This is a genomic window from Crenobacter sp. CS_VA4, assembly GCF_055597485.1.
In genome coordinates, this window is sequence record NZ_JBVMAE010000003.1 from 213312 (window position 1) to 231288 (window position 17977).

Annotated in this window: 18 protein-coding genes; 9 read left to right on the forward strand and 9 right to left on the reverse strand. The window is 64.1% G+C overall.

Going from position 1 to position 17977, the window contains the following annotated elements; translation table 11 throughout:
• The first annotated feature begins 133 nt into the window (after positions 1 to 133).
• Positions 134 to 1378, forward strand: a complete 1245-nt coding sequence (icd, locus tag ACZ2IA_RS04475; protein WP_470291368.1) for an NADP-dependent isocitrate dehydrogenase — start codon at positions 134 to 136, stop codon at positions 1376 to 1378.
• Between the two features lie 159 nt (positions 1379 to 1537).
• Here the strand turns inward: icd and ACZ2IA_RS04480 are convergent, their stop codons facing one another.
• Entirely contained in the window at positions 1538 to 1741 is a 204-nt protein-coding gene (locus tag ACZ2IA_RS04480; RefSeq protein ID WP_470291369.1) for a cold-shock protein, read from the reverse strand.
• A gap of 226 nt (positions 1742 to 1967) precedes the next feature.
• Here ACZ2IA_RS04480 and clpS point away from each other — a divergent pair, with 226 nt between their 5' ends.
• Together clpS and clpA are read left to right on the forward strand one after the other, a co-directional pair.
• On the forward strand, positions 1968 to 2276 hold the full coding sequence (gene clpS, locus ACZ2IA_RS04485; protein ID WP_470291370.1) for an ATP-dependent Clp protease adapter ClpS: 309 nt from the start codon (positions 1968 to 1970) through the stop codon (positions 2274 to 2276).
• Positions 2276 to 4555, forward strand: coding sequence for an ATP-dependent Clp protease ATP-binding subunit ClpA (gene clpA / locus ACZ2IA_RS04490; RefSeq protein WP_470291371.1), 2280 nt, complete (start codon positions 2276 to 2278; stop codon positions 4553 to 4555). The genes clpS and clpA overlap by 1 nt, the downstream gene beginning before the upstream one ends.
• Before the next feature lie 78 nt (positions 4556 to 4633).
• Here the strand turns inward: clpA and xerD are convergent, their stop codons facing one another.
• The 7 genes from xerD to ACZ2IA_RS04525 all read right to left on the reverse strand — a co-directional run bounded on the left by xerD (position 4634) and on the right by ACZ2IA_RS04525 (position 10943).
• Positions 4634 to 5551 (reverse strand): site-specific tyrosine recombinase XerD, encoded by a 918-nt coding sequence (xerD, locus tag ACZ2IA_RS04495; protein WP_470291372.1) that lies wholly within the window; start codon positions 5549 to 5551, stop codon positions 4634 to 4636.
• The gene (locus tag ACZ2IA_RS04500; RefSeq protein WP_470291373.1) at positions 5548 to 6042 is read right to left on the reverse strand and encodes a methylated-DNA--[protein]-cysteine S-methyltransferase; all 495 of its coding nucleotides are present in this window, start codon (positions 6040 to 6042) and stop codon (positions 5548 to 5550) included. The genes xerD and ACZ2IA_RS04500 overlap by 4 nt, the downstream gene beginning before the upstream one ends.
• A 43-nt stretch (positions 6043 to 6085) precedes the next feature.
• Positions 6086 to 6457, reverse strand: coding sequence for a 50S ribosomal protein L19 (rplS, locus tag ACZ2IA_RS04505; RefSeq protein ID WP_289831197.1), 372 nt, complete (start codon positions 6455 to 6457; stop codon positions 6086 to 6088).
• Between the two features lies 1 nt (position 6458).
• The gene (gene trmD / locus ACZ2IA_RS04510; protein ID WP_470291374.1) at positions 6459 to 7229 is read right to left on the reverse strand and encodes a tRNA (guanosine(37)-N1)-methyltransferase TrmD; all 771 of its coding nucleotides are present in this window, start codon (positions 7227 to 7229) and stop codon (positions 6459 to 6461) included.
• Positions 7229 to 7735: a ribosome maturation factor RimM gene (gene rimM, locus ACZ2IA_RS04515; protein ID WP_470291375.1), complete on the reverse strand. Its 507-nt coding sequence runs from the start codon at positions 7733 to 7735 to the stop codon at positions 7229 to 7231. The genes trmD and rimM overlap by 1 nt, the downstream gene beginning before the upstream one ends.
• Positions 7736 to 7769: 34 nt before the next feature.
• On the reverse strand, positions 7770 to 8018 hold the full coding sequence (rpsP, locus tag ACZ2IA_RS04520; RefSeq protein WP_470291376.1) for a 30S ribosomal protein S16: 249 nt from the start codon (positions 8016 to 8018) through the stop codon (positions 7770 to 7772).
• Positions 8019 to 8237: 219 nt separating this feature from the next.
• The gene (locus tag ACZ2IA_RS04525) at positions 8238 to 10943 is read right to left on the reverse strand and encodes a bifunctional acetate--CoA ligase family protein/GNAT family N-acetyltransferase (RefSeq protein ID WP_470291377.1); all 2706 of its coding nucleotides are present in this window, start codon (positions 10941 to 10943) and stop codon (positions 8238 to 8240) included.
• Between the two features lie 527 nt (positions 10944 to 11470).
• Here ACZ2IA_RS04525 and nadA point away from each other — a divergent pair.
• The 6 genes from nadA to ACZ2IA_RS04555 all read left to right on the forward strand — a co-directional run bounded on the left by nadA (position 11471) and on the right by ACZ2IA_RS04555 (position 17243).
• Complete coding sequence (gene nadA / locus ACZ2IA_RS04530; protein ID WP_470291378.1) at positions 11471 to 12388, forward strand: quinolinate synthase NadA; 918 nt, start codon at positions 11471 to 11473, stop codon at positions 12386 to 12388.
• A 128-nt stretch (positions 12389 to 12516) separates the two neighbouring features.
• Positions 12517 to 13260, forward strand: a complete 744-nt coding sequence (gene surE / locus ACZ2IA_RS04535) for a 5'/3'-nucleotidase SurE (protein ID WP_470291379.1) — start codon at positions 12517 to 12519, stop codon at positions 13258 to 13260.
• Entirely contained in the window at positions 13245 to 13916 is a 672-nt protein-coding gene (locus tag ACZ2IA_RS04540) for a protein-L-isoaspartate(D-aspartate) O-methyltransferase (RefSeq protein ID WP_470291417.1), read from the forward strand. The genes surE and ACZ2IA_RS04540 overlap by 16 nt, the downstream gene beginning before the upstream one ends.
• 75 nt (positions 13917 to 13991) lie before the next feature.
• On the forward strand, positions 13992 to 15086 hold the full coding sequence (locus ACZ2IA_RS04545; RefSeq protein WP_470291380.1) for a peptidoglycan DD-metalloendopeptidase family protein: 1095 nt from the start codon (positions 13992 to 13994) through the stop codon (positions 15084 to 15086).
• Positions 15087 to 15140: 54 nt separating this feature from the next.
• Positions 15141 to 16088, forward strand: a complete 948-nt coding sequence (gene rpoS / locus ACZ2IA_RS04550) for an RNA polymerase sigma factor RpoS (RefSeq protein ID WP_470291381.1) — start codon at positions 15141 to 15143, stop codon at positions 16086 to 16088.
• Positions 16089 to 16283: 195 nt separating this feature from the next.
• Complete coding sequence (locus ACZ2IA_RS04555) at positions 16284 to 17243, forward strand: histone deacetylase family protein (protein WP_470291382.1); 960 nt, start codon at positions 16284 to 16286, stop codon at positions 17241 to 17243.
• Positions 17244 to 17309: 66 nt separating this feature from the next.
• Here the strand turns inward: ACZ2IA_RS04555 and plsY are convergent, their stop codons facing one another.
• Positions 17310 to 17939, reverse strand: coding sequence for a glycerol-3-phosphate 1-O-acyltransferase PlsY (plsY, locus tag ACZ2IA_RS04560; protein WP_470291383.1), 630 nt, complete (start codon positions 17937 to 17939; stop codon positions 17310 to 17312).
• Positions 17940 to 17977 lie beyond the last annotated feature (38 nt).

Below are 17977 nucleotides of genomic sequence, written 5' to 3' on the forward strand. Positions count from 1 at the left end.
TTCGTAGATAATTACAAAGCAGTCTTGGCGCAATCTGCCTTGGCACTGCCACAACAGGTTAGAATGCGGGATATCAGACGCCGCAGACCGGTGACTGCAACGACAAATCTGTCTCAACCAGAAGGGAGCAGCAATGAGCGCATCTCACATCCAGGTTCCAGCAGGCGGTCAGAAAATCGTTCCTGGGCAGCCGATCCCGAACAATCCGATCATCCCGTTCATCGAAGGCGATGGCATTGGTGTCGACATTACGCCGGTCATGAAGGAGGTGATCGACGCCGCCGTTGCGAAGGCTTACGGCGGCCAGAAGCAGATTCACTGGATGGAAGTGTACGCCGGAGAGAAGGCCACCCGGCTGTACGGCAGCGACGAGTGGCTGCCGGAAGAGACCTTCGGCGCGCTGAAGGAATACGCGGTGTCGATCAAGGGCCCGATGACCACCCCGGTCGGCGGCGGCATCCGCTCGCTGAACGTGGCGCTGCGCCAGGAACTCGACCTGTACCAGTGCGTGCGTCCGGTTCGCTACTTCAAGGGCGTGCCGTCGCCGCTGAAGCAGCCGGAACTGACCGACATGGTGATCTTCCGCGAGAACACCGAGGATATCTACGCCGGCATCGAGTGGCAGGCCGAGTCCGACAGCGCCAAGAAGGTGATCGCCTTCCTGCAGGACGAAATGGGCGTGAAGAAGATCCGCTTCCCAGAAACCTCGGGCATCGGCATCAAGCCGGTGTCCAAGCAGGGTACCGAACGCCTGGTACGCGCCGCGATCCAGTACGCGATCGACAACGACCGCAAGTCGGTGACCATCGTGCACAAGGGCAACATCATGAAGTTCACCGAGGGTGGCTTCCGTGATTGGGCGTACGCGCTGGCCAAGAACGAATTCGGCGCCGCCCCGATCGACGGCGGCCCCTGGTGCTCGTTCAAGAACCCGAAGACCGGCCGCGAGATCATCGTCAAGGATGCGATCGCCGACGCCTTCCTGCAACAGATCCTGCTGCGTCCGGCCGAGTACGACGTGGTCGCCACGTTGAACCTGAACGGCGACTACATCTCCGACGCGCTGGCCGCCCAGGTCGGCGGTATCGGCATCGCCCCGGGTGCCAACATCTCCGATAACTACGCGATCTTCGAAGCCACCCACGGCACCGCGCCGAAATACGCCGGCCAGGACAAGGTGAACCCGGGTTCGCTGATTCTGTCGGCCGAAATGATGCTGCGTCACCTCGGCTGGACCGAAGCCGCCGACCTGGTGATCAAGTCAATGGAAGCCGCGATCAACGACAAGCAGGTGACCTACGACTTCGCCCGTCTGATGGACGGCGCGACCGAAGTCAGCTGCTCGGCGTTCGGCAAGGCGATGATCGCCCGGATGTAACCGGCTGCATCAAACTGTTAAAAACCCGCCAGTGGCGGGTTTTTATTTGCTTATCGATCTATAATAAAAACACCAAAATAAAAAACCCGCCAGCGGCGGGTTTTTTACGGTTCTATCTGGCAAGTCATGACAGCTGGCCAGACTGCACATTCAAACCGGTTAAGCGGCCTGGATGTTCGACGCTTGCTTACCCTTCGGGCCGTTCACGATGTCGAACGAGACACGCTGGCCTTCCTTCAGGGTCTTGAAACCCGGCATGTTGATCGCCGAGAAGTGTGCAAACAGATCCTCACCACCTTCATCCGGGGTAATGAAACCGAAGCCTTTAGCGTCGTTGAACCATTTGACGATACCAGTTGCCATCTTACTTCCTATGCATAAATCAAGGCTGGTGAGGCCGAACTATAAAGCTTAAAGCGCTGCATGACAATGTCGTTGACACCGGCAGAAACTGTAAGCCCAGCACCTGACTGCATTTCTACGCAACCATCGCGGGAACGTCAAGTCATAGACCGTTACAGCTCCTCACTTGAAAAACCCGCCATCGGAACCAAAATTGAAGTAGTCCGCAATTTTGCCCAAGGCCCAAATGTCAGCGCAGTTTCAGGATGATGCCCAGCTAGAGGCATCGCGGGTACGGATTGCCCCGCCGCCGCTCTATAAGGTCTTGTTACTAAACGACGATTTCACACCGATGGACTTCGTCGTGGAAGTTTTGCAGACCTTCTTTTTTATGGACCGGGAAAAAGCCACCCGGGTGATGCTGCAGGTGCATACACAGGGCCGCGGTGTGTGTGGCGTTTATACCAAAGATGTAGCCGCAACCAAGGTTGAGCAGGTGCAGGTCTTTGCCAAGGCCAACCAGCATCCGCTTCAGTGTGTGATGGAGGAAAACTGATGATTGCCCAAGAGCTTGAAGTAAGCCTGCACATGGCGTTCATGGACGCCAGGCGCAAACGGCACGAGTTCATCAGCGTTGAGCATCTGCTCTTGGCGATGATCGATAACCCGTCGGCGGCGGAGGTGCTGCGCGCCTGCGGAGCCAACCTCGACCAGCTGAAGAAACAGTTGTCGGACTTTATCGACGAGCATACGCCGACCGTGCCCGGCGATAACGAAGTGGAAACCCAGCCGACACTCGGCTTCCAGCGCGTGATCCAGCGCGCGATCCTGCACGTCCAGTCGTCCGGCAAGAAGGAGGTCACCGGCGCCAACATCCTCGTCGCGATCTTCGGCGAGAAGGACTCGCATGCGGTCTATTACCTGCACCAGCAGGGCATTTCGCGGCTTGACGTGGTGAATTTCATCTCGCACGGCATCACCAAACAGCGCTCGCAACCGTCCGCGTCGGGCGAGCCGCGCGAGCAGGGTGAAACCGAGTCCGACGAGGCCAGCGGCCCGGGTGGTGCACTGGAAAACTACACCCAGGACCTCAACCAGCTGGCGCGCGACGGCCGCATCGATCCCTTGATCGGTCGCGAGCAAGAGGTGGAACGGGTAATCCAGGTGCTGTGCCGCCGCCGCAAGAACAACCCGCTGCTGGTCGGCGAGGCCGGGGTCGGCAAGACCGCGATCGCCGAAGGGCTGGCGCGTCGCATCGTCACCGGCGAAGTGCCGGAGGTACTGGCCAAGGCGAGCGTCTACGCGCTCGACATGGGGGCGCTGCTCGCCGGTACCAAGTACCGCGGCGACTTCGAGCAGCGCCTGAAGGCGGTGATCAAGCAGCTGACCGACGACGAGCACGCCATCCTGTTCATCGACGAGATCCACACGCTGATCGGCGCCGGCGCCGCGTCGGGCGGCACGCTCGACGCGTCCAACCTGCTGAAGCCGGCGCTGTCTAACGGCACGCTGCGCTGCATCGGCGCGACCACCTATAACGAGTATCGCGGCATCTTCGAGAAGGACAACGCGCTATCGCGTCGCTTCCAGAAGATCGACGTGAACGAGCCGACGGTGGAACAGACGATCGAGATCCTCAAGGGGCTGAAGAGCCGCTTCGAGGAGCACCACGGCGTGAAGTACACCCAGGCGGCGCTGTCGACCGCGGCCGAGCTGTCGGCGCGCTTCATCAACGACCGTCACCTGCCGGACAAGGCGATCGACGTGATCGACGAGGCCGGTGCGGCGCAGAAGATCCTGCCGAAGTCGCGCCAGAAGAAGACCATCGGCAAGCCGGAGATCGAGGACATCGTCGCCAAGATCGCGCGGATTCCGCCGAAGACGGTGTCGTCCGACGACAAGAACGCGCTGAAGAACCTGGAGCGCGACCTGCGCAACGTGGTGTTCGGCCAGGACAAGGCGATCGAGGCGCTGTCCGGTGCGATCAAGATGGCGCGCTCCGGCCTCGGCAACCCGCAAAAGCCGATCGGTTCGTTCCTGTTCTCGGGTCCGACCGGGGTCGGCAAAACCGAGGTCGCCCGCCAGCTGGCGTTCAGCCTCGGCGTCGAGCTGATCCGCTTCGACATGTCCGAGTACATGGAGCGCCACGCGGTCAGCCGCCTGATCGGCGCGCCGCCGGGCTACGTCGGCTACGAGCAGGGCGGCCAGCTGACCGAGGCGATCACCAAGCATCCGTACGCGGTGTTGCTGCTCGACGAGATCGAGAAGGCGCACCCGGACATCTTCAACGTGCTGCTGCAGGTGATGGACCACGGCACCTTGACCGACAACAATGGGCGCAAGGCCGACTTCCGCAACGTGATCGTCATCATGACCACTAACGCGGGCGCCGAATCGTTGGCCAAGCCGTCGCTGGGCTTCACCTCCAGCAAGGCGGCCGGCGACGAAATGGCCGACATCAAGCGGCTGTTCAGTCCGGAGTTCCGCAACCGCCTGGACGCGATGATCCCGTTCTCGATGCTCGACGAAACGATCATCCTGCGCGTGGTCGACAAGTTCCTGCTGCAGCTCGAACAGCAGCTGGCCGAGAAGAAGGTCGAAGCGCACTTCACCGAAGCGCTGCGCGCCTTCCTGGCCAAACGCGGTTTCGACCCGCAGATGGGCGCTCGTCCGATGGCGCGCCTGATCCAGGACACGATCCGCAAGGCGCTGGCCGACGAGCTGCTGTTCGGCAAGCTGGTCGACGGCGGCGAGGTGACGATCGACGTCGATGCCGACAACAAGGTGCAGTTGCGCTTCAACGAGCCTGTGGCGGCGGCACCCGAACCGGTGTGACCCTGCTCGCTCCCAGCAAAAAGCCCGGCCTTGGCCGGGCTTTTTCTTTGTCCGCATTCTCAGGGTTGGCCGAACGGCTCAGCCGCGCGGGTGGTGCCGGGCGTGCAGCTGCTTCAGCCGCTCGCGCGCCACGTGGGTGTAGATCTGGGTGGTCGAGATATCGGCGTGGCCGAGCAGTAGCTGCACCACGCGCAGGTCGGCACCGTGGTTGACCAGGTGGGTCGCGAAGGCGTGCCGGAGCGTGTGCGGGCTGACCTTGAACAGGCCGAGCCGACGGGCGTAACCGGAGATCAGGTACCAGGCCATCTGCCGGGTCATGCCGTCCTTGCGCTGCGTGACGATCAGCGCGTCGCTCTGCGCTCCGGCGAGGATAACGGGCCGCGCTTCCAGCAGATAGCGGGTCAGCCATTCCTGCGCCACCTCGCCGATCGGCACCAGTCGCTCCTTATTGCCCTTGCCGATCGGTTGCACCAGCCCGTTGACGAGATCCAGCTGGTCGCGGCGCAGCGCCACCAGCTCGCTGATGCGCAGGCCGGTCGCGTAGAGCAATTCGAACAGCGCCCGGTCGCGCAGACCGAGCGGCGTATCGACGTCCGGCGCGGCCAGCAGCGCCTCGACGTTGGCCTCGGACAAGGTTTTCGGCAGACGCTGGCCCAGGCGGGGCGCGGCCAGCCGGGCGCTCGGGTCGTCGGCGCGCAGCCCTTCCGCACACAGATACTGGTAGAAGCGGCGCAAGGTCGATACCTGGCGCGCCCGGGTGGCGGGCTTTTCGCTGTCGCTGGCAGCGAGCAGCGCCTGTTCCAGCGCATCGCGATCGGCTTCGGCCAAGCGCGCCCCCGCCCCGACCAGCCGCAGCGCAAACTTGCGCAGGTCGCGCCGGTAGGCGGCCAGGGTATTGCGCGCCAAGTTGTCGCTGAGCCACAACTGGTCGAGGAACTGGTCGATCAGCGTGTCATCGGCCGCGGCGATCACGACGGGGGGGCTCGCGTCGCTCACAACAGCAACGCCCCCTCGTGCACCAGCAACCAGTGTTTGATCGACACCGTCGGCGACTCGACCGAGCGGTTGAAGCCCCCGAGACCGCGCTGCGCCAGCACCCGATGGCACGGAATGACGATCGGCAGCGGGTTGCGCCCGCAGGCGCCGCCGACCGCGCGGGCGACCGAACCGGTGCGTTCGGCCAGCTCGCCGTAGCTGCGCGTCTCGCCGCACGGAATCGCGGCGATCTCCCGCCATATCTGCAGCTGGAACGGCGTGCCAATCGGGCGCAGTGGCAAGTCGAAGCGGAACGTCGGATCGGCGAAATAGGCGTTCAGCTGACGCGCCGCTTCGGCGGCCAGCGAACCAGCCGGCGGCTCGAGCAGGGGTTGCGGCTCGGTCAGGAAATGGACGGCGAGCAGTGCGTCGGCGTCGGTGCAGAGGCCCAGTTGGCCGAACGGTGCGGCGAGTATCGCGTGGTAGGTCATCAGCGCATAAAAAAAGCGCAAGGCACATGCCTTGCGCTTTTCATCATAAGCGAAAACGCTGGAATCAGGCCGAAACCTTGCGAGCCGGCAGCTTTTCCTTGATACGAGCCGATTTGCCGGTACGACCACGCAGGTAGTACAGCTTGGCACGACGCACGTCACCGCGACGCTTCACTTCGATCGAAGCAACCAGCGGGGAGTGGGTTTGGAAGGTACGCTCAACGCCTTCACCGGCGGAGATCTTGCGCACGATGAACGAGCTGTTCAGGCCGCGGTTACGCTTGGCGATCACCACGCCTTCGTAAGCCTGCAGACGTTCGCGGTTACCTTCCTTTACCTTCACCTGAACAATCACGGTGTCACCCGGGGCGAATTCAGGGATGGTCTTGCCGATGCGAGCGATTTCTTCTTGCTCGAGGATTTGGATCAGATCCATGTCAGGACTCCAGTTTTTCTACGGGGTCTTGTTCCTGCTGATACTCAGTCAGCAGCCGAGACTCCAGTTTTGTCAAAGGACGGTGGGCCAGAAGTTCCGGCCGACGCCGCCAGGTGCGCCCCAGCGACTGTTTCAGTCGCCAGCGAGCTATCAGGGCATGATTGCCGGACATCAAGACATCCGGCACCCGCATGCCCTGGAATTCTTCGGGACGGGTGTAATGCGGACAGTCGAGCAGGCCGTTGACGAACGAGTCCTCGTAGGCCGACTGCGCGTCGTTGAGCACGCCGGGCAACAGCCTCAGCACCGCGTCGGTCAGCACCATCGCCGGCAATTCACCGCCGGACAGCACGTAGTCGCCGACCGAGATCTCCTCGTCGACCTGACGTTCGATCAGCCGCTCGTCGACGCCTTCGTAGCGACCGCACAGCAGGATCAGGCCCGGCCGCTGCGACAGCTCGACCGCCTTGGCATGATCGAACTGACGGCCTTGCGGCGACAGGTAGACCACATGACTCTGTTCGACACCGGCGTCGCGCTGACGCTGCCGGGCGGCGTCGATCGCCTTCTCCAGCGGCTCGATCAGCATCACCATGCCGGGGCCGCCGCCGTAGGGGCGATCGTCCACCGTGCGGTAGTTGTTGCTGGTGTAGTCGCGTGGATTCCAGCCGGCAAAGCCCCAGATGCCGGTTTCCAGCGCCCGCCGGCTGACGCCGAAACGGGTGATGGAGTCGAACATTTCCGGGAACAGCGAAACGACGTCGATCTGCATCAGTAGTCGAGGCCCCAGTCGACCAGCACCTGTTTCTGCTCGAGGTTGACCTCGAGCACCACGTGCCCGACGAAGGGGATCAGCCGCTGCTCCTTGCCATCCCGCACCACCAGCACGTCGTTGGCGCCGGTTTCCATCAGGCTGGCAATCGTGCCGAGCGACTCGCCGGCGCGGTTGACCACCGCCAGACCGATCAGGTCGGTCCAGTAGTACTCGTCCGCGTCGGGTTCGGGCAGCTCGCTGCGCGGTACGGCAATCGACATGCCACGCATCGCAAACGCGACATCACGATCGTCCACCCCTTCGAGCTTGGCAGCGACGGCTTTAGGTTGCACCATGCCTTCGACGAAGGTGTAGGGTTTCCAGCTGCCGTCCTTGCCGAGCCACCAGGTCGGGTAGTCGAACAGGCTGTCGCTATATTCGGTATCGGCATGGATCTTGATCCAGCCGCGTATACCATGGGCGCCGCTGACATAGCCCATGATCACCAGATCATCGTCGCGCATGCGCCCTGCTTTCTACTGTTAAAGCCAGCTGCAATTAGGCAGCGACTTTCTGTTCTTTCATCAGCTTGGCAACCGCATCGGTCACTTGTGCGCCAACGCCGATCCAGTGGTTCAGGCGGTCGGCGGCCAGACGGACGCGCTCTTCCTTCTCGTTGGCAACCGGGTTGTAGAAGCCGACGCGCTCGATGAAACGGCCGTCGCGGCGGTTGCGGGAGTCAGTCACCACGATGTTGTAGAACGGACGGTTCTTGGAGCCACCGCGAGCAAGACGAATCACTACCATTGTCGATGATCCTTAAATTCGGTATCAAGAAAAGTGGGCGATTTTAGGCCAGTTTTCCCTTATCTGGCAAGCGCTTATTCGGCGTCGCCGGGCGTGCGGCGGCGGGACCGCGCATGCCCCTACGAGCGGGGCACGGCGTTAGCGGGGACGGTCGAGGTCGGCCGAACCTGGAATCCTGGCCGACGAACGGCAGGATTCGGTCCGGCTTGAGCTGACCGGCTAGCCGGCGGCGACCGGCGCCGCAGCCGGCTGCAGCGCCTTGCTGACCAGGGTGAGCGAGCGGTCCTCCGGGTGCGACTCGATCGTGAAGCCGAGCCGGTGCATCAATTTCAGCATGCCCTTGTTGGCCGCCAGCACCTCGCCGCGCATCGTGGTCAGCCCCTGCTCGCGTGCCGCCTCGAACAAGGCTTCCATCAACACCGGGCCGATGCCCTTGCCCTGCCAGCGGTCGGCCACCTCGAGCGCGAACTCGCACGCCTCGAAGTCCGGGTCGGTCATGAAGCGCGCCACCGCCAGCATTTCCTCGCCATCGTCGGTGGCGCGGGTCATCGCCAGCGCCATCTCGCGGTCGTAGTCGAGCTGGGTGAAGCGCACCAGCACCGGCTGCGACAGCTGCTTGATGCTCGACATATAGCGGTTGTAGCGGCTTTCCTCGGACAGGTTGCGCACGAAGTCCTGTTGCATTTCAGCGTCTTCGGGCCGCACCGGCCGGATCGTCACCCGGGTGCCGTCCTTCAGCGTCGCGCAGTGCAGCATGTGCGTCGGATACGGCATGATCGCCATGTGGCTGTAGCGGCGCGGGCTGCCGCGGGCAGCACCGACGATCATCCGCGCGTCGAGCGCCAGCACCCCATCCTCGTCGACCATCAGCGGGTTGATGTCGAGCTCGCGGATTTCCGGCAGCTCGCAGATCATTTCCGAGACGCGCAGCAGCACGTCCTTCAGCGCCTCGCGCCTGATCGGCGGCAGGTTCTTGAACGCGCCGAGCGTCTGGCCGACCCGGGTCTTGGTGATCATGCTCTCGACCAGGTAGTCGTTGAGCGGCGGCAGCGAGATTGCCAGGTCGTCGATCACCTCGACCGCGATGCCGCCGGTGCCGAAGGTGATCACCGGGCCGAAGGTGGCGTCCTGCGCCACGCCGACCATCACCTCGCGCGCGGTGCGACGCTTCATCATCGGCTGCACGGTGATGCCGTTCAGCCGCGCCTCGGGGCGTTTCTCGCGGGCGCGCTGCAGGATCGCGGCGAACGCCTGGCGCAGGGTGTTCTCGTTGCTGATGTTCAACTCCACGCCGCCGACGTCCGACTTATAAATGATGTCGGGCGAGTCAACCTTCAGCACCACCGGATAGCCGAAGCGTTCGGCCAGGCTCACGGCCCCGTCGACGTCGGTCGCGAGCTCGGTCGGGTTGACCGGGATGTTGAACGCGGCCAACACCGCCTTGGACACATATTCGGACAGGATCGGTCGGTTGTCAGTCAACGCCGCGGCGACCAGCGCCCGGGCACGCGCCACGTCCGGCTCGGTGCGCACACCCTCGAGCGGCCCCGGCGTCTGCAGCAGCAACTGCTGGTTGTGGTGATAGGCGGCCAGATTGCGGAACACCTCGATCGCGTATTCCGGTGCCCGGAAGTGCACGCACTTGGCCTTGGTGAACAGTTCGCGGCTGGTCGACACCTTGGCGTCGCCGAGCCAGGACAGCAATAGCGGCTTGCCGGTCTCGCGCTGCAGCCCGACCATCAGCTGCGCGGTGGTCAGGTGGTCGGTGCCGGCCTGCGGGGTGAAGATCACCAGCACGCCGTCGACCCCCGGGTCGTCGAGGCAAATCTTGACCGCGGTACGGAAACGCATCGGGCTGGCGTCACCGATGATGTCGACCGGATTGCCGCGCGACCAGTTGCGCGGCAGGCTGTCGTTCAATAGCGCCATCGTGTCCGGCGCCAGCGTCGCCAGCTCCACCCCGTTGGCGTAGGCGCTGTCGGCGGCCAGCACACCCGGGCCGATGCCGTTGGTGACGATCGCCAGGCGCTTGCCGATCACCCGATAATTGGCCGCCAGTACCTTCACCGCGGTGAACAGCTGGGCGATCGTCGCCACCCGCAGCACCCCGGCACGCGCCAAGGCGGCGTCGAACACGTCGCCGCTCTCGACCAGGTGGCTGGTATGGGTGAGCCCCGTGACCAGGTCTTCGAAGCGCCCCGACTTGATCACCACCACCGGCTTGCTGCGCGCGGCGGCGCGCAGCGCGCTCATGAACTGGCGCGACTGATGGATGTGGTGGATATGCAGCAGGATGCCTTGGGTCGAGCGATCGGCGACCAGGAAGTCGAGAATCTCGCCGAAGTCGACGTCGAGCGCCTCGCCGACCGACACCACACTGGAGAAGCCGATCGCCTTGGTGTCGGCCCAGTCGAGCATCGCCGCGCACAGCGCCGACGACTGCGACACCAGCGCCAGGTTGCCCGGGCGCACCGTGCCGGTGTAGTTGCTGGCGTTGAAGCCGGCCACCGGTCGCATCAAGCCCAGCACGTTCGGGCCGAGCACGCGGATGCCGTGATGGCGCGCGATCGCCATCGCCTCGCCGAGGATCTCCCGCTCCAGTTCGTCGCTGTCGGAAAAGTCCTTGCCGAGCAGCACCGCCTTGACGCCCTTCTTGCCGCAATCGCGTATCACCGCCGGCAAGGTGCGCAGCGCGGTGACCACTACCGCCAGGTCGACCGGCTCGCCGACCAGCCGCACCGAGGCGAATGCCGGCTTGCCGCCGACCATGCGCCGGTTCAGGTTGACCGGAAACAGCTTGCCCTGAAAGTTGCCCGCCAGCAGGTTGGCGAACACCGCCTGGCCGAGCGAGCCGGGGGTGTCGCTGGCGCCGATCACGGCCACATTGCGCGGGGAAAACAGCGGGGTCAGGTAATGCGGTTTCATCGCTGGCATCCGAAACGGGTTGATCGGTCGGCGCGTGGCCATCGGCGAGCCCTTCGGCCAACCTTGGCACGGCGCCGTATAGCGCTCACCCCTGCTGCCCGGCTGCACTCGGCACGCTAAGGGGTGCGCATATCGATCGCATTTATATAAGGTTGCAGTCCTGCCGACGAGATATACCACAGCCTCGTGGCGGCCGCGTTGACAGTGCGCCGCCCGGGCGGCAGGCCGGCAGCGCAGGCCGCACGGGTCTATGCTGGGGTTGCCCACGCGGGGTCGCTTCCCCGTCCCCCGCCCGAACACCGTCCAGCCCTGCACCCCGTTGCAAAAGCGCACCGCCGCATGCCCGTTGTGCCGTCTTGCATTTGCGCCGTTTGGCGCCAGATTGGCAGGAGTTATGGTGCGACACCGGCAATATTGATAAGCTGCGCGTTTTCGTTTTAACGTTTTTTGCGTCGCATCATAAAGACGGTCGTGTCATTCTATTGACGATAGCCGCCTGGCCATGGACACGACAGGAGACAGACATCATGACCCAACGCGTCGTCACCCTCGCTCATTACTATACGCAACCGGAAATCCAGCAGATGGCCGACAAGGTCGGCGACAGTCTGGAATTGTCGTTGTTCGCGCGCGAGGCAGAGGCCGACATCATCGTGTTCGCCGGCGTGCGCTTCATGGCCGAGACCGCCAAGATCCTCAACCCGAACGCCACCGTGATCCTGCCGGACGCCGGCTCGACCTGTTCGCTGGTCACCCAGACCGACGTCGGTGCGCTGAAGACCTGGCGCGAGAGCTACCCGGACCACGTGCACGTGTCGTATATCAATTCCAGCGCCGAGCACAAGGCGCTGTCCGACTGGATCGTCACCAGCCGCAACGTCGACGACATCATCGGCCACCTGTACGAACAGGGCCAGAAGGTGATCTTCTCGCCGGACCGCAATATGGGCGCCTACCTGAATTACCAGTACGGCTACGACATGCCGCTGTGGTCGGCGGTGTGCGAGGTGCACGACAAGTTCAACGAGGCGGCGCTGAACGAAGCGCTCGGCGCGGTGAACGGCGAAGCCTTCCTGATCGCCCACCCGGAGAGCCCGCTTCCGGTACTGAAGCGCGCCGACTACGTCGGCTCGACCTCGGGCATGCTTAACTGGGTGAAGCAGTTCGGCGGCAACCCGGAGGCGGTGATCTTCGTCGCCACCGAAGACGGCATCCTCTACAACATGGGACTCGCCCGTCCGGACCTCGACCTGCGCCAGGCGCCGATCTACGCCGGTTGCCAGTGCAACTCCTGTCCGTACATGAAGATGAACACCATCGAGGCGGTGAAGCGCGCGCAGCAGGGCATCGGCCTCAAGATCGACTACCTGACGCGGGCTCAGATGGACGCGGCGCGGATACCGATCGAGCGTATGCTCGACTTCAGTCAGCGCTACTACGCCTGACCGTTTTCAACCCCGCCCACCGGCGGGGTTGCTGCTTTCGGCCAACCTTATTCCCACGGCTTGGCCGAAGCCGCTTTTCGATCGGGATTTCATGGGGCTACAATCGGTAGCGTTGGCACGGAGACCGTATGAAATTCCTGATCAGTAACGACGACGGCTATTTTTCCCCAGGCATCGAACAACTCGCCGCCATCCTGTCCCGGCATGGCGACGTGGTGGTGGTCGCCCCCGAACGCGACCGTAGCGCGGCCAGCAACTCGCTGACGCTCGATAGGCCGCTGACCGTGCGGCGCGCCGCCAATGGCTTCCAGTTCGTCAACGGCACGCCGACCGACTGCGTACACCTGGCCGTCACCGGCCTGCTCGACTTCCGCCCGGACATGGTGTTCTCCGGCATCAACCACGGCCCGAACATGGGCGATGACACGCTGTATTCGGGCACCGTCGCCGCCGCCACCGAGGGTTTCCTGCTCGGCATTCCATCGGTCGCGGTGTCGCTGGCCGGCAAATCCGGCCAGCATTTTGCCAGCGCCGCCCCGGTGATCGACCAGCTGGTCGAACGGTTCCGGGCCCGGCCGCTGCAGCAACCGGTGCTGCTCAACGTCAACGTGCCCGACGTGCCGGCGGACGCGCTCGGCCCGATCCAGATCACCCGGCTGGGACGGCGCCACAAGGCCGAGCCGGTGATCAAGACGCAGAACCCGCGTGGAGAGACGGTGTACTGGGTCGGCCCGGTCGGGCACGCGCAGGACGCCGGCAGCGGCACCGACTTCGCCGCCATCGCCGCCAATGCCGTGTCGGTCACCCCACTGATGATCGACCTGACCGCCGCCGCCCAACTGACCCAGATCGAGGACTGGCTGTGTCGCTGACCCCCGCCCTGCCCGCCTCGGGCATGCTGTCCGACCGTACCCGGCGCCGGATGAGTGAACGTTTGCGCCAGGCCGGCATCGAAGACCCTAGGGTACTCGCCGCGATGGTCGAGGTGCCGCGCCACCTGTTCATCGACCAGGCGCTGGCCACCCGCGCCTACGACGACGTGTCGTTGCCGATCGGCCACGGCCAGACCATTTCGCAACCGCTGACCGTGGCACGGATGACCGAGCTGCTGTTCGCCGGCCGCGCACCGGGCAAGGTGCTGGAAATCGGTACCGGCTGCGGCTATCAGACCGCGGTCCTGCTCAAGCTCGGCGCCGAGGTGTACTCGATCGAACGGCTGGCCGCCCTGCTAGAAATCGCCCGCCGCAATCTGCGCGCGACCAAGCTGGTCCACGCCCGACTGGTCCACGGCGACGGTCACCTCGGTCTGCCCGAGGCCGCTCCGTTCGACGGCATCATCATGACCGCCGCGGCGCGCCAGGTACCGGAGGCGCTGATCGAGCAGTTGGCCGAAGGCGGCCGGCTGGTGATGCCGATCGGCGACGAACAGGCCCAGCACCTGTGGCGCTTCGAGAAAACCCAGCAGGGCATCCAGCAAAGCCGGCTCGACCCGGTCAAGTTTGTGCCACTGTTGCCAGGACGCTCCTGAGCACGCACAAAACACCGTCAGTACTTGTCAGACAATTTACAACTGCTACCCGCTCCTTTATAAAGTCAACACGGCATGCGAAACGCATTCATCGCTTCATCCCGCTCCCTGGCCAGCCTGGCGGTACTCGCTGCGCTGGCCGGCTGCAGCTCGCTGACGCAGGCACCCGCCCAAATCGAGTCCGGCCAGCGCAGCACGCCGGCACCGATCCCCACCCCGAACCGTGGCAACGCCACCCCGGGTGACAGCGGAGACGGCGCCGTCGTCACGCCGCTGACGCCGAGCGCGCCGGTCCGCCCGAACGGGGCGGGCGCCAGCGGCACCCATGTGGTCCAGCCGGGCGAGACGCTGTACCGCATATCAGTGACGAATGGCTTGAAGTATCAGGACGTGGCAGCATGGAATCAGCTGAGCGACTTCAACATCAAGGTCGGTCAGGTATTGCGGTTGACCCCGCCGGACGGCAGCAATGCCCCGGCCCCGGTGGCAGCCGCCGGCAGCAGCACAACAAGCACCGACGCACCGGTGGTCTCCGGTGGTAACAGCAGCGCCACGCTGAAGACCTATCCGAAGGCGCTGAAGCAGCCGTACTCGGAAAGCGCCGCCCGTAACCTGGCCGCGCAGAGCGAAGGCAGCAACGGCGGCAGTGCAACGACCAGCAGCAAGCCGGCGGTGATCGCCGCGGCGACGGCAGCGGGGGGTGCCGTCAGCAAGCCAGCCAAAACCGACAGCTCGGCCGCCAAGGGCGAGAACAGCACCAGCGCCAGCGCCGTCAGCAAGCCGGCGACCAAGGCCTCCGACAGCACCGTTGCCTGGGGCTGGCCGACCGACGGCAAGGTCAGCCGCGGCTACTCGGACAGCAACAAGGGCATCGACATCCCCGGCAAGCTCGGCCAGCCGGTACTCGCCGCCGCCGACGGCAAGGTGGTGTATAGCGGCAACGGATTGCGCGGTTATGGCAAGCTGATCATCATCAAGCACGACAAGACCTTCCTGTCGGCTTACGCACATAACAGTTCTTTGTTGGTCAAAGAAGGACAGACCGTAAGGAAAGGGCAGAAGATCGCCGAAATGGGGAATACCGACGCGGATCAGGTGAAGCTGCATTTCGAGATCCGTCGGTTTGGTAAGCCGGTCGACCCGGCGCAATATCTCGACAGTCCGTCCTAAGTCAGGGGACCGCTCCCTGGTCAGGACACACAATACATGGAGAGGGGGCTAGCCATGAGTGATGAGATCGAAATCCTCGACGAAGAAGACGTGGCCGACGAGGAGCGCGCGCAGGAAGAAGCGACGGAGGCCGAGGCCGAGGAAAGCCAGGAAGCGGCGACGCCCTACGAGGACATTGCCGATGTCACCCAGATCTATCTGAACGACATCGGCAACAACGCCCTGCTTACCCCGCCGCAGGAGCTGGCGCTGGCCCGGCGTGTGGTGCAGGGCGACTTCGACGCCCGCCAGAAGATGATCGAGCACAATCTGCGCTTGGTCGTGAACATCGCCAAGCACTACATCAACCGCGGCCTCGCCCTGCTCGACCTGATTGAGGAAGGCAATATCGGCCTGATGCACGCGCTGGAAAAGTTCGACCCCGAGCGCGGTTTCCGTTTCTCGACCTACGCCACCTGGTGGATCCGCCAGAGCATCGAGCGCGCGATCATGAACCAGTCGCGCACCATCCGCCTGCCGGTGCATGTGATCAAGGAGTTGAACGTCTACCTGCGCGCCTCGCGCCACCTGGAGGCACAGGCCGGTCGCGAACCGACGCTGGAGGAAATCGCCCACCTGGTCGGCAAGTCGGTCGACGATGTCCGCCGGGTGCTGACGCTAAACGAGCGGATGGCCTCGCTCGACGCCCCGCTCGATATCGATCCGATGCTGTCGATCGGCGAGTCGATCCCCGACGAGCAGACCGAAGAACCGGAGATCCAGCTGCACAACGCCCAACTGGAGCGCTTCGTGCATGAATGGCTGGCGCAGCTGAACGAGAAGCAGCGGCTGGTGATCGAACGGCGCTACGGCCTGAACGGCCACGAGATCTGCACGCTGGAGGAACTGGCCGCCGCACTGTCGCTGACCCGCGAGCGGGTGCGACAAATCCAGATCGAAGGCCTCGAGCAGCTGCGCCGCATCCTGCGCCGCAAGGGGATAGCCAAAGACTTTCTGCTCTAGGCCGAAGCTGGCCGACACCGTGCGCAAGCCGTCCGATTGGACGGCTTGTTTCGTTTCCGGCAGCGCCCCCCCTTCGGCCAAGCACCACAGCCCTGCCCGGTTGCATTTCAGTCCGGTTACGCGCAGACTGGAACGATTACATCATCCATGCTGGCAGCATCCTGCCGACCACCCGCCACGCAAGGGGAAGCACGCGTGTTCACCTGGTTGAAAACCCGCTGGCACCGGACCGGACTGACCGCCTACGTCAGCCATGCGGACTGCCTGCAACACAATATGGGCGTGGGCCACCCCGAGTGTCCGGAGCGCCTGACCGCCATCCGCGACCAGCTGATGGCCTCGCAAATCTTCGACAGCCTGCAGGAAGTCGACGCCCCGCTGGTCACTCCGCAGCAGCTGGCCCGCATCCACCCGCCCCGCTACATCGAATACTTGGAATCCTGTGCCCCCAGCGTCGGCAGCTACCGCATCGACGCCGATACCGCGATGTCACCGGGCACGCTGGTCGCCGCGCAGCGCGCCGCCGGCGCGGTGGTCAAGGCGGTGGAACTGGTCTGCGAGGACAAGGCGCCGAACGCGTTCTGCGCGGTGCGCCCGCCCGGCCACCACGCCGAAAGCGCACGGGCGATGGGTTTCTGCTTCTTCAACAATCTGGCGGTCGGCGTCGCGCACGCGCTCGCCACCTACAAGTACGAGCGGGTGGCGATCGCCGACTTCGACGTGCACCACGGCAACGGCACCGAGGAGATCTTCAAGGACGACCCGCGAGTGATGATGGTGTCGACCTTCCAGCACCCGTTCTACCCCTACTGCGGCGACGAACCGCTCGGTCCGAACATGCACAACGTGCCGCTCAAGGCCGGCAGCGGCGGCCGCGAATTCCGCGAGGCGGTGGAAACCGTCTGGCTACCGCAACTGCACGCGTTCCAGCCGCAGATGCTGTTCATCTCGGCCGGCTTCGACGCGCATCGCGAGGACGATATGGGCTCGATGGGGCTGGTCGAAGCCGATTACGAGTGGGTAACCCGCCATCTGGTGCAGATTGCCGACCTGTACTGCCAGGGCCGGCTGGTTTCGGTGTTGGAGGGCGGCTACGACCTGTCGGCGCTGGGCCGCAGTGTGACCGCACACCTGCGGGCGCTGTCCGACCTGTAGGCCTGGCCGAAGTCCAAGAAAAAATCCGGCCTGCCAGCCGGATTTTTTCATGGGCAAGAGCACGACTCAGGAATTGCGCGAGCCATTGGCCTTGTCGCCGATCTTGCCCTCATGGCCGCCGAGCAGCTTCAGGATGTTCGACTTGTGGCGCTGCACCACCAGGAAGGCGATGACGATACAGGTGCCGAAGTAGACGCTGTGCGGCCCGATGATGAAGAAGGCGTACACCGGCGCCAGCACCGCCGCGATCAGCGCCGACAGCGACGAGATGCGCAGCACCAGCGCGACGAACAGCCAGGTCGCGACTGCCGCGAGCGCCAGCCACAGGTTGAAACCGAACAGCACCCCAACCGCGGTAGCGACCCCCTTACCGCCCTTGAAACCGAAGAACAACGGCCACATGTGGCCGACCAGCACCGCGATCGCCACCATAGCGATCACCTGCTCGCCGAGGCCGTAATGCGGCGCAAAGTAGGCGGCCAGCGCCACCGCCACCCAGCCCTTAAGCCCGTCGCCGAACAGCGTCAGCACCGCGGCCAGTTTCTTGCCGCTACGCAGCACATTGGTCGCGCCCGGGTTACCCGAACCATAGCTGCGCGGGTCGGCCATGCCCATCAGGCGGCTGACGATCACGGCGAACGACAGTGAACCGATCAGGTAGGCGGCGAGAACAAACGCAAACGCTATCGTGGTCATGACGATTTCACTAGAATATGGGGTTTTGGATTTTACGG

Bases quoted from the DNA above. Each gene is read 5' to 3' on its own strand.
- icd (WP_470291368.1), top strand. From the start codon at position 134: ATGAGCGCATCTCACATCCAGGTTCCAGCAGGCGGTCAGAAAATCGTT.
- ACZ2IA_RS04480 (WP_470291369.1), bottom strand. From the start codon at position 1,741: ATGGCAACTGGTATCGTCAAATGGTTCAACGACGCTAAAGGCTTCGGT.
- clpS (WP_470291370.1), top strand. From the start codon at position 1,968: ATGTCAGCGCAGTTTCAGGATGATGCCCAGCTAGAGGCATCGCGGGTA.
- clpA (WP_470291371.1), top strand. From the start codon at position 2,276: ATGATTGCCCAAGAGCTTGAAGTAAGCCTGCACATGGCGTTCATGGAC.
- rplS (WP_289831197.1), bottom strand. From the start codon at position 6,457: ATGGATCTGATCCAAATCCTCGAGCAAGAAGAAATCGCTCGCATCGGC.
- trmD (WP_470291374.1), bottom strand. From the start codon at position 7,229: ATGCAGATCGACGTCGTTTCGCTGTTCCCGGAAATGTTCGACTCCATC.
- rimM (WP_470291375.1), bottom strand. From the start codon at position 7,735: ATGCGCGACGATGATCTGGTGATCATGGGCTATGTCAGCGGCGCCCAT.
- rpsP (WP_470291376.1), bottom strand. From the start codon at position 8,018: ATGGTAGTGATTCGTCTTGCTCGCGGTGGCTCCAAGAACCGTCCGTTC.
- ACZ2IA_RS04525 (WP_470291377.1), bottom strand. From the start codon at position 10,943: ATGAAACCGCATTACCTGACCCCGCTGTTTTCCCCGCGCAATGTGGCC.
- nadA (WP_470291378.1), top strand. From the start codon at position 11,471: ATGACCCAACGCGTCGTCACCCTCGCTCATTACTATACGCAACCGGAA.
- surE (WP_470291379.1), top strand. From the start codon at position 12,517: ATGAAATTCCTGATCAGTAACGACGACGGCTATTTTTCCCCAGGCATC.
- ACZ2IA_RS04545 (WP_470291380.1), top strand. From the start codon at position 13,992: ATGCGAAACGCATTCATCGCTTCATCCCGCTCCCTGGCCAGCCTGGCG.
- rpoS (WP_470291381.1), top strand. From the start codon at position 15,141: ATGAGTGATGAGATCGAAATCCTCGACGAAGAAGACGTGGCCGACGAG.
- plsY (WP_470291383.1), bottom strand. From the start codon at position 17,939: ATGACCACGATAGCGTTTGCGTTTGTTCTCGCCGCCTACCTGATCGGT.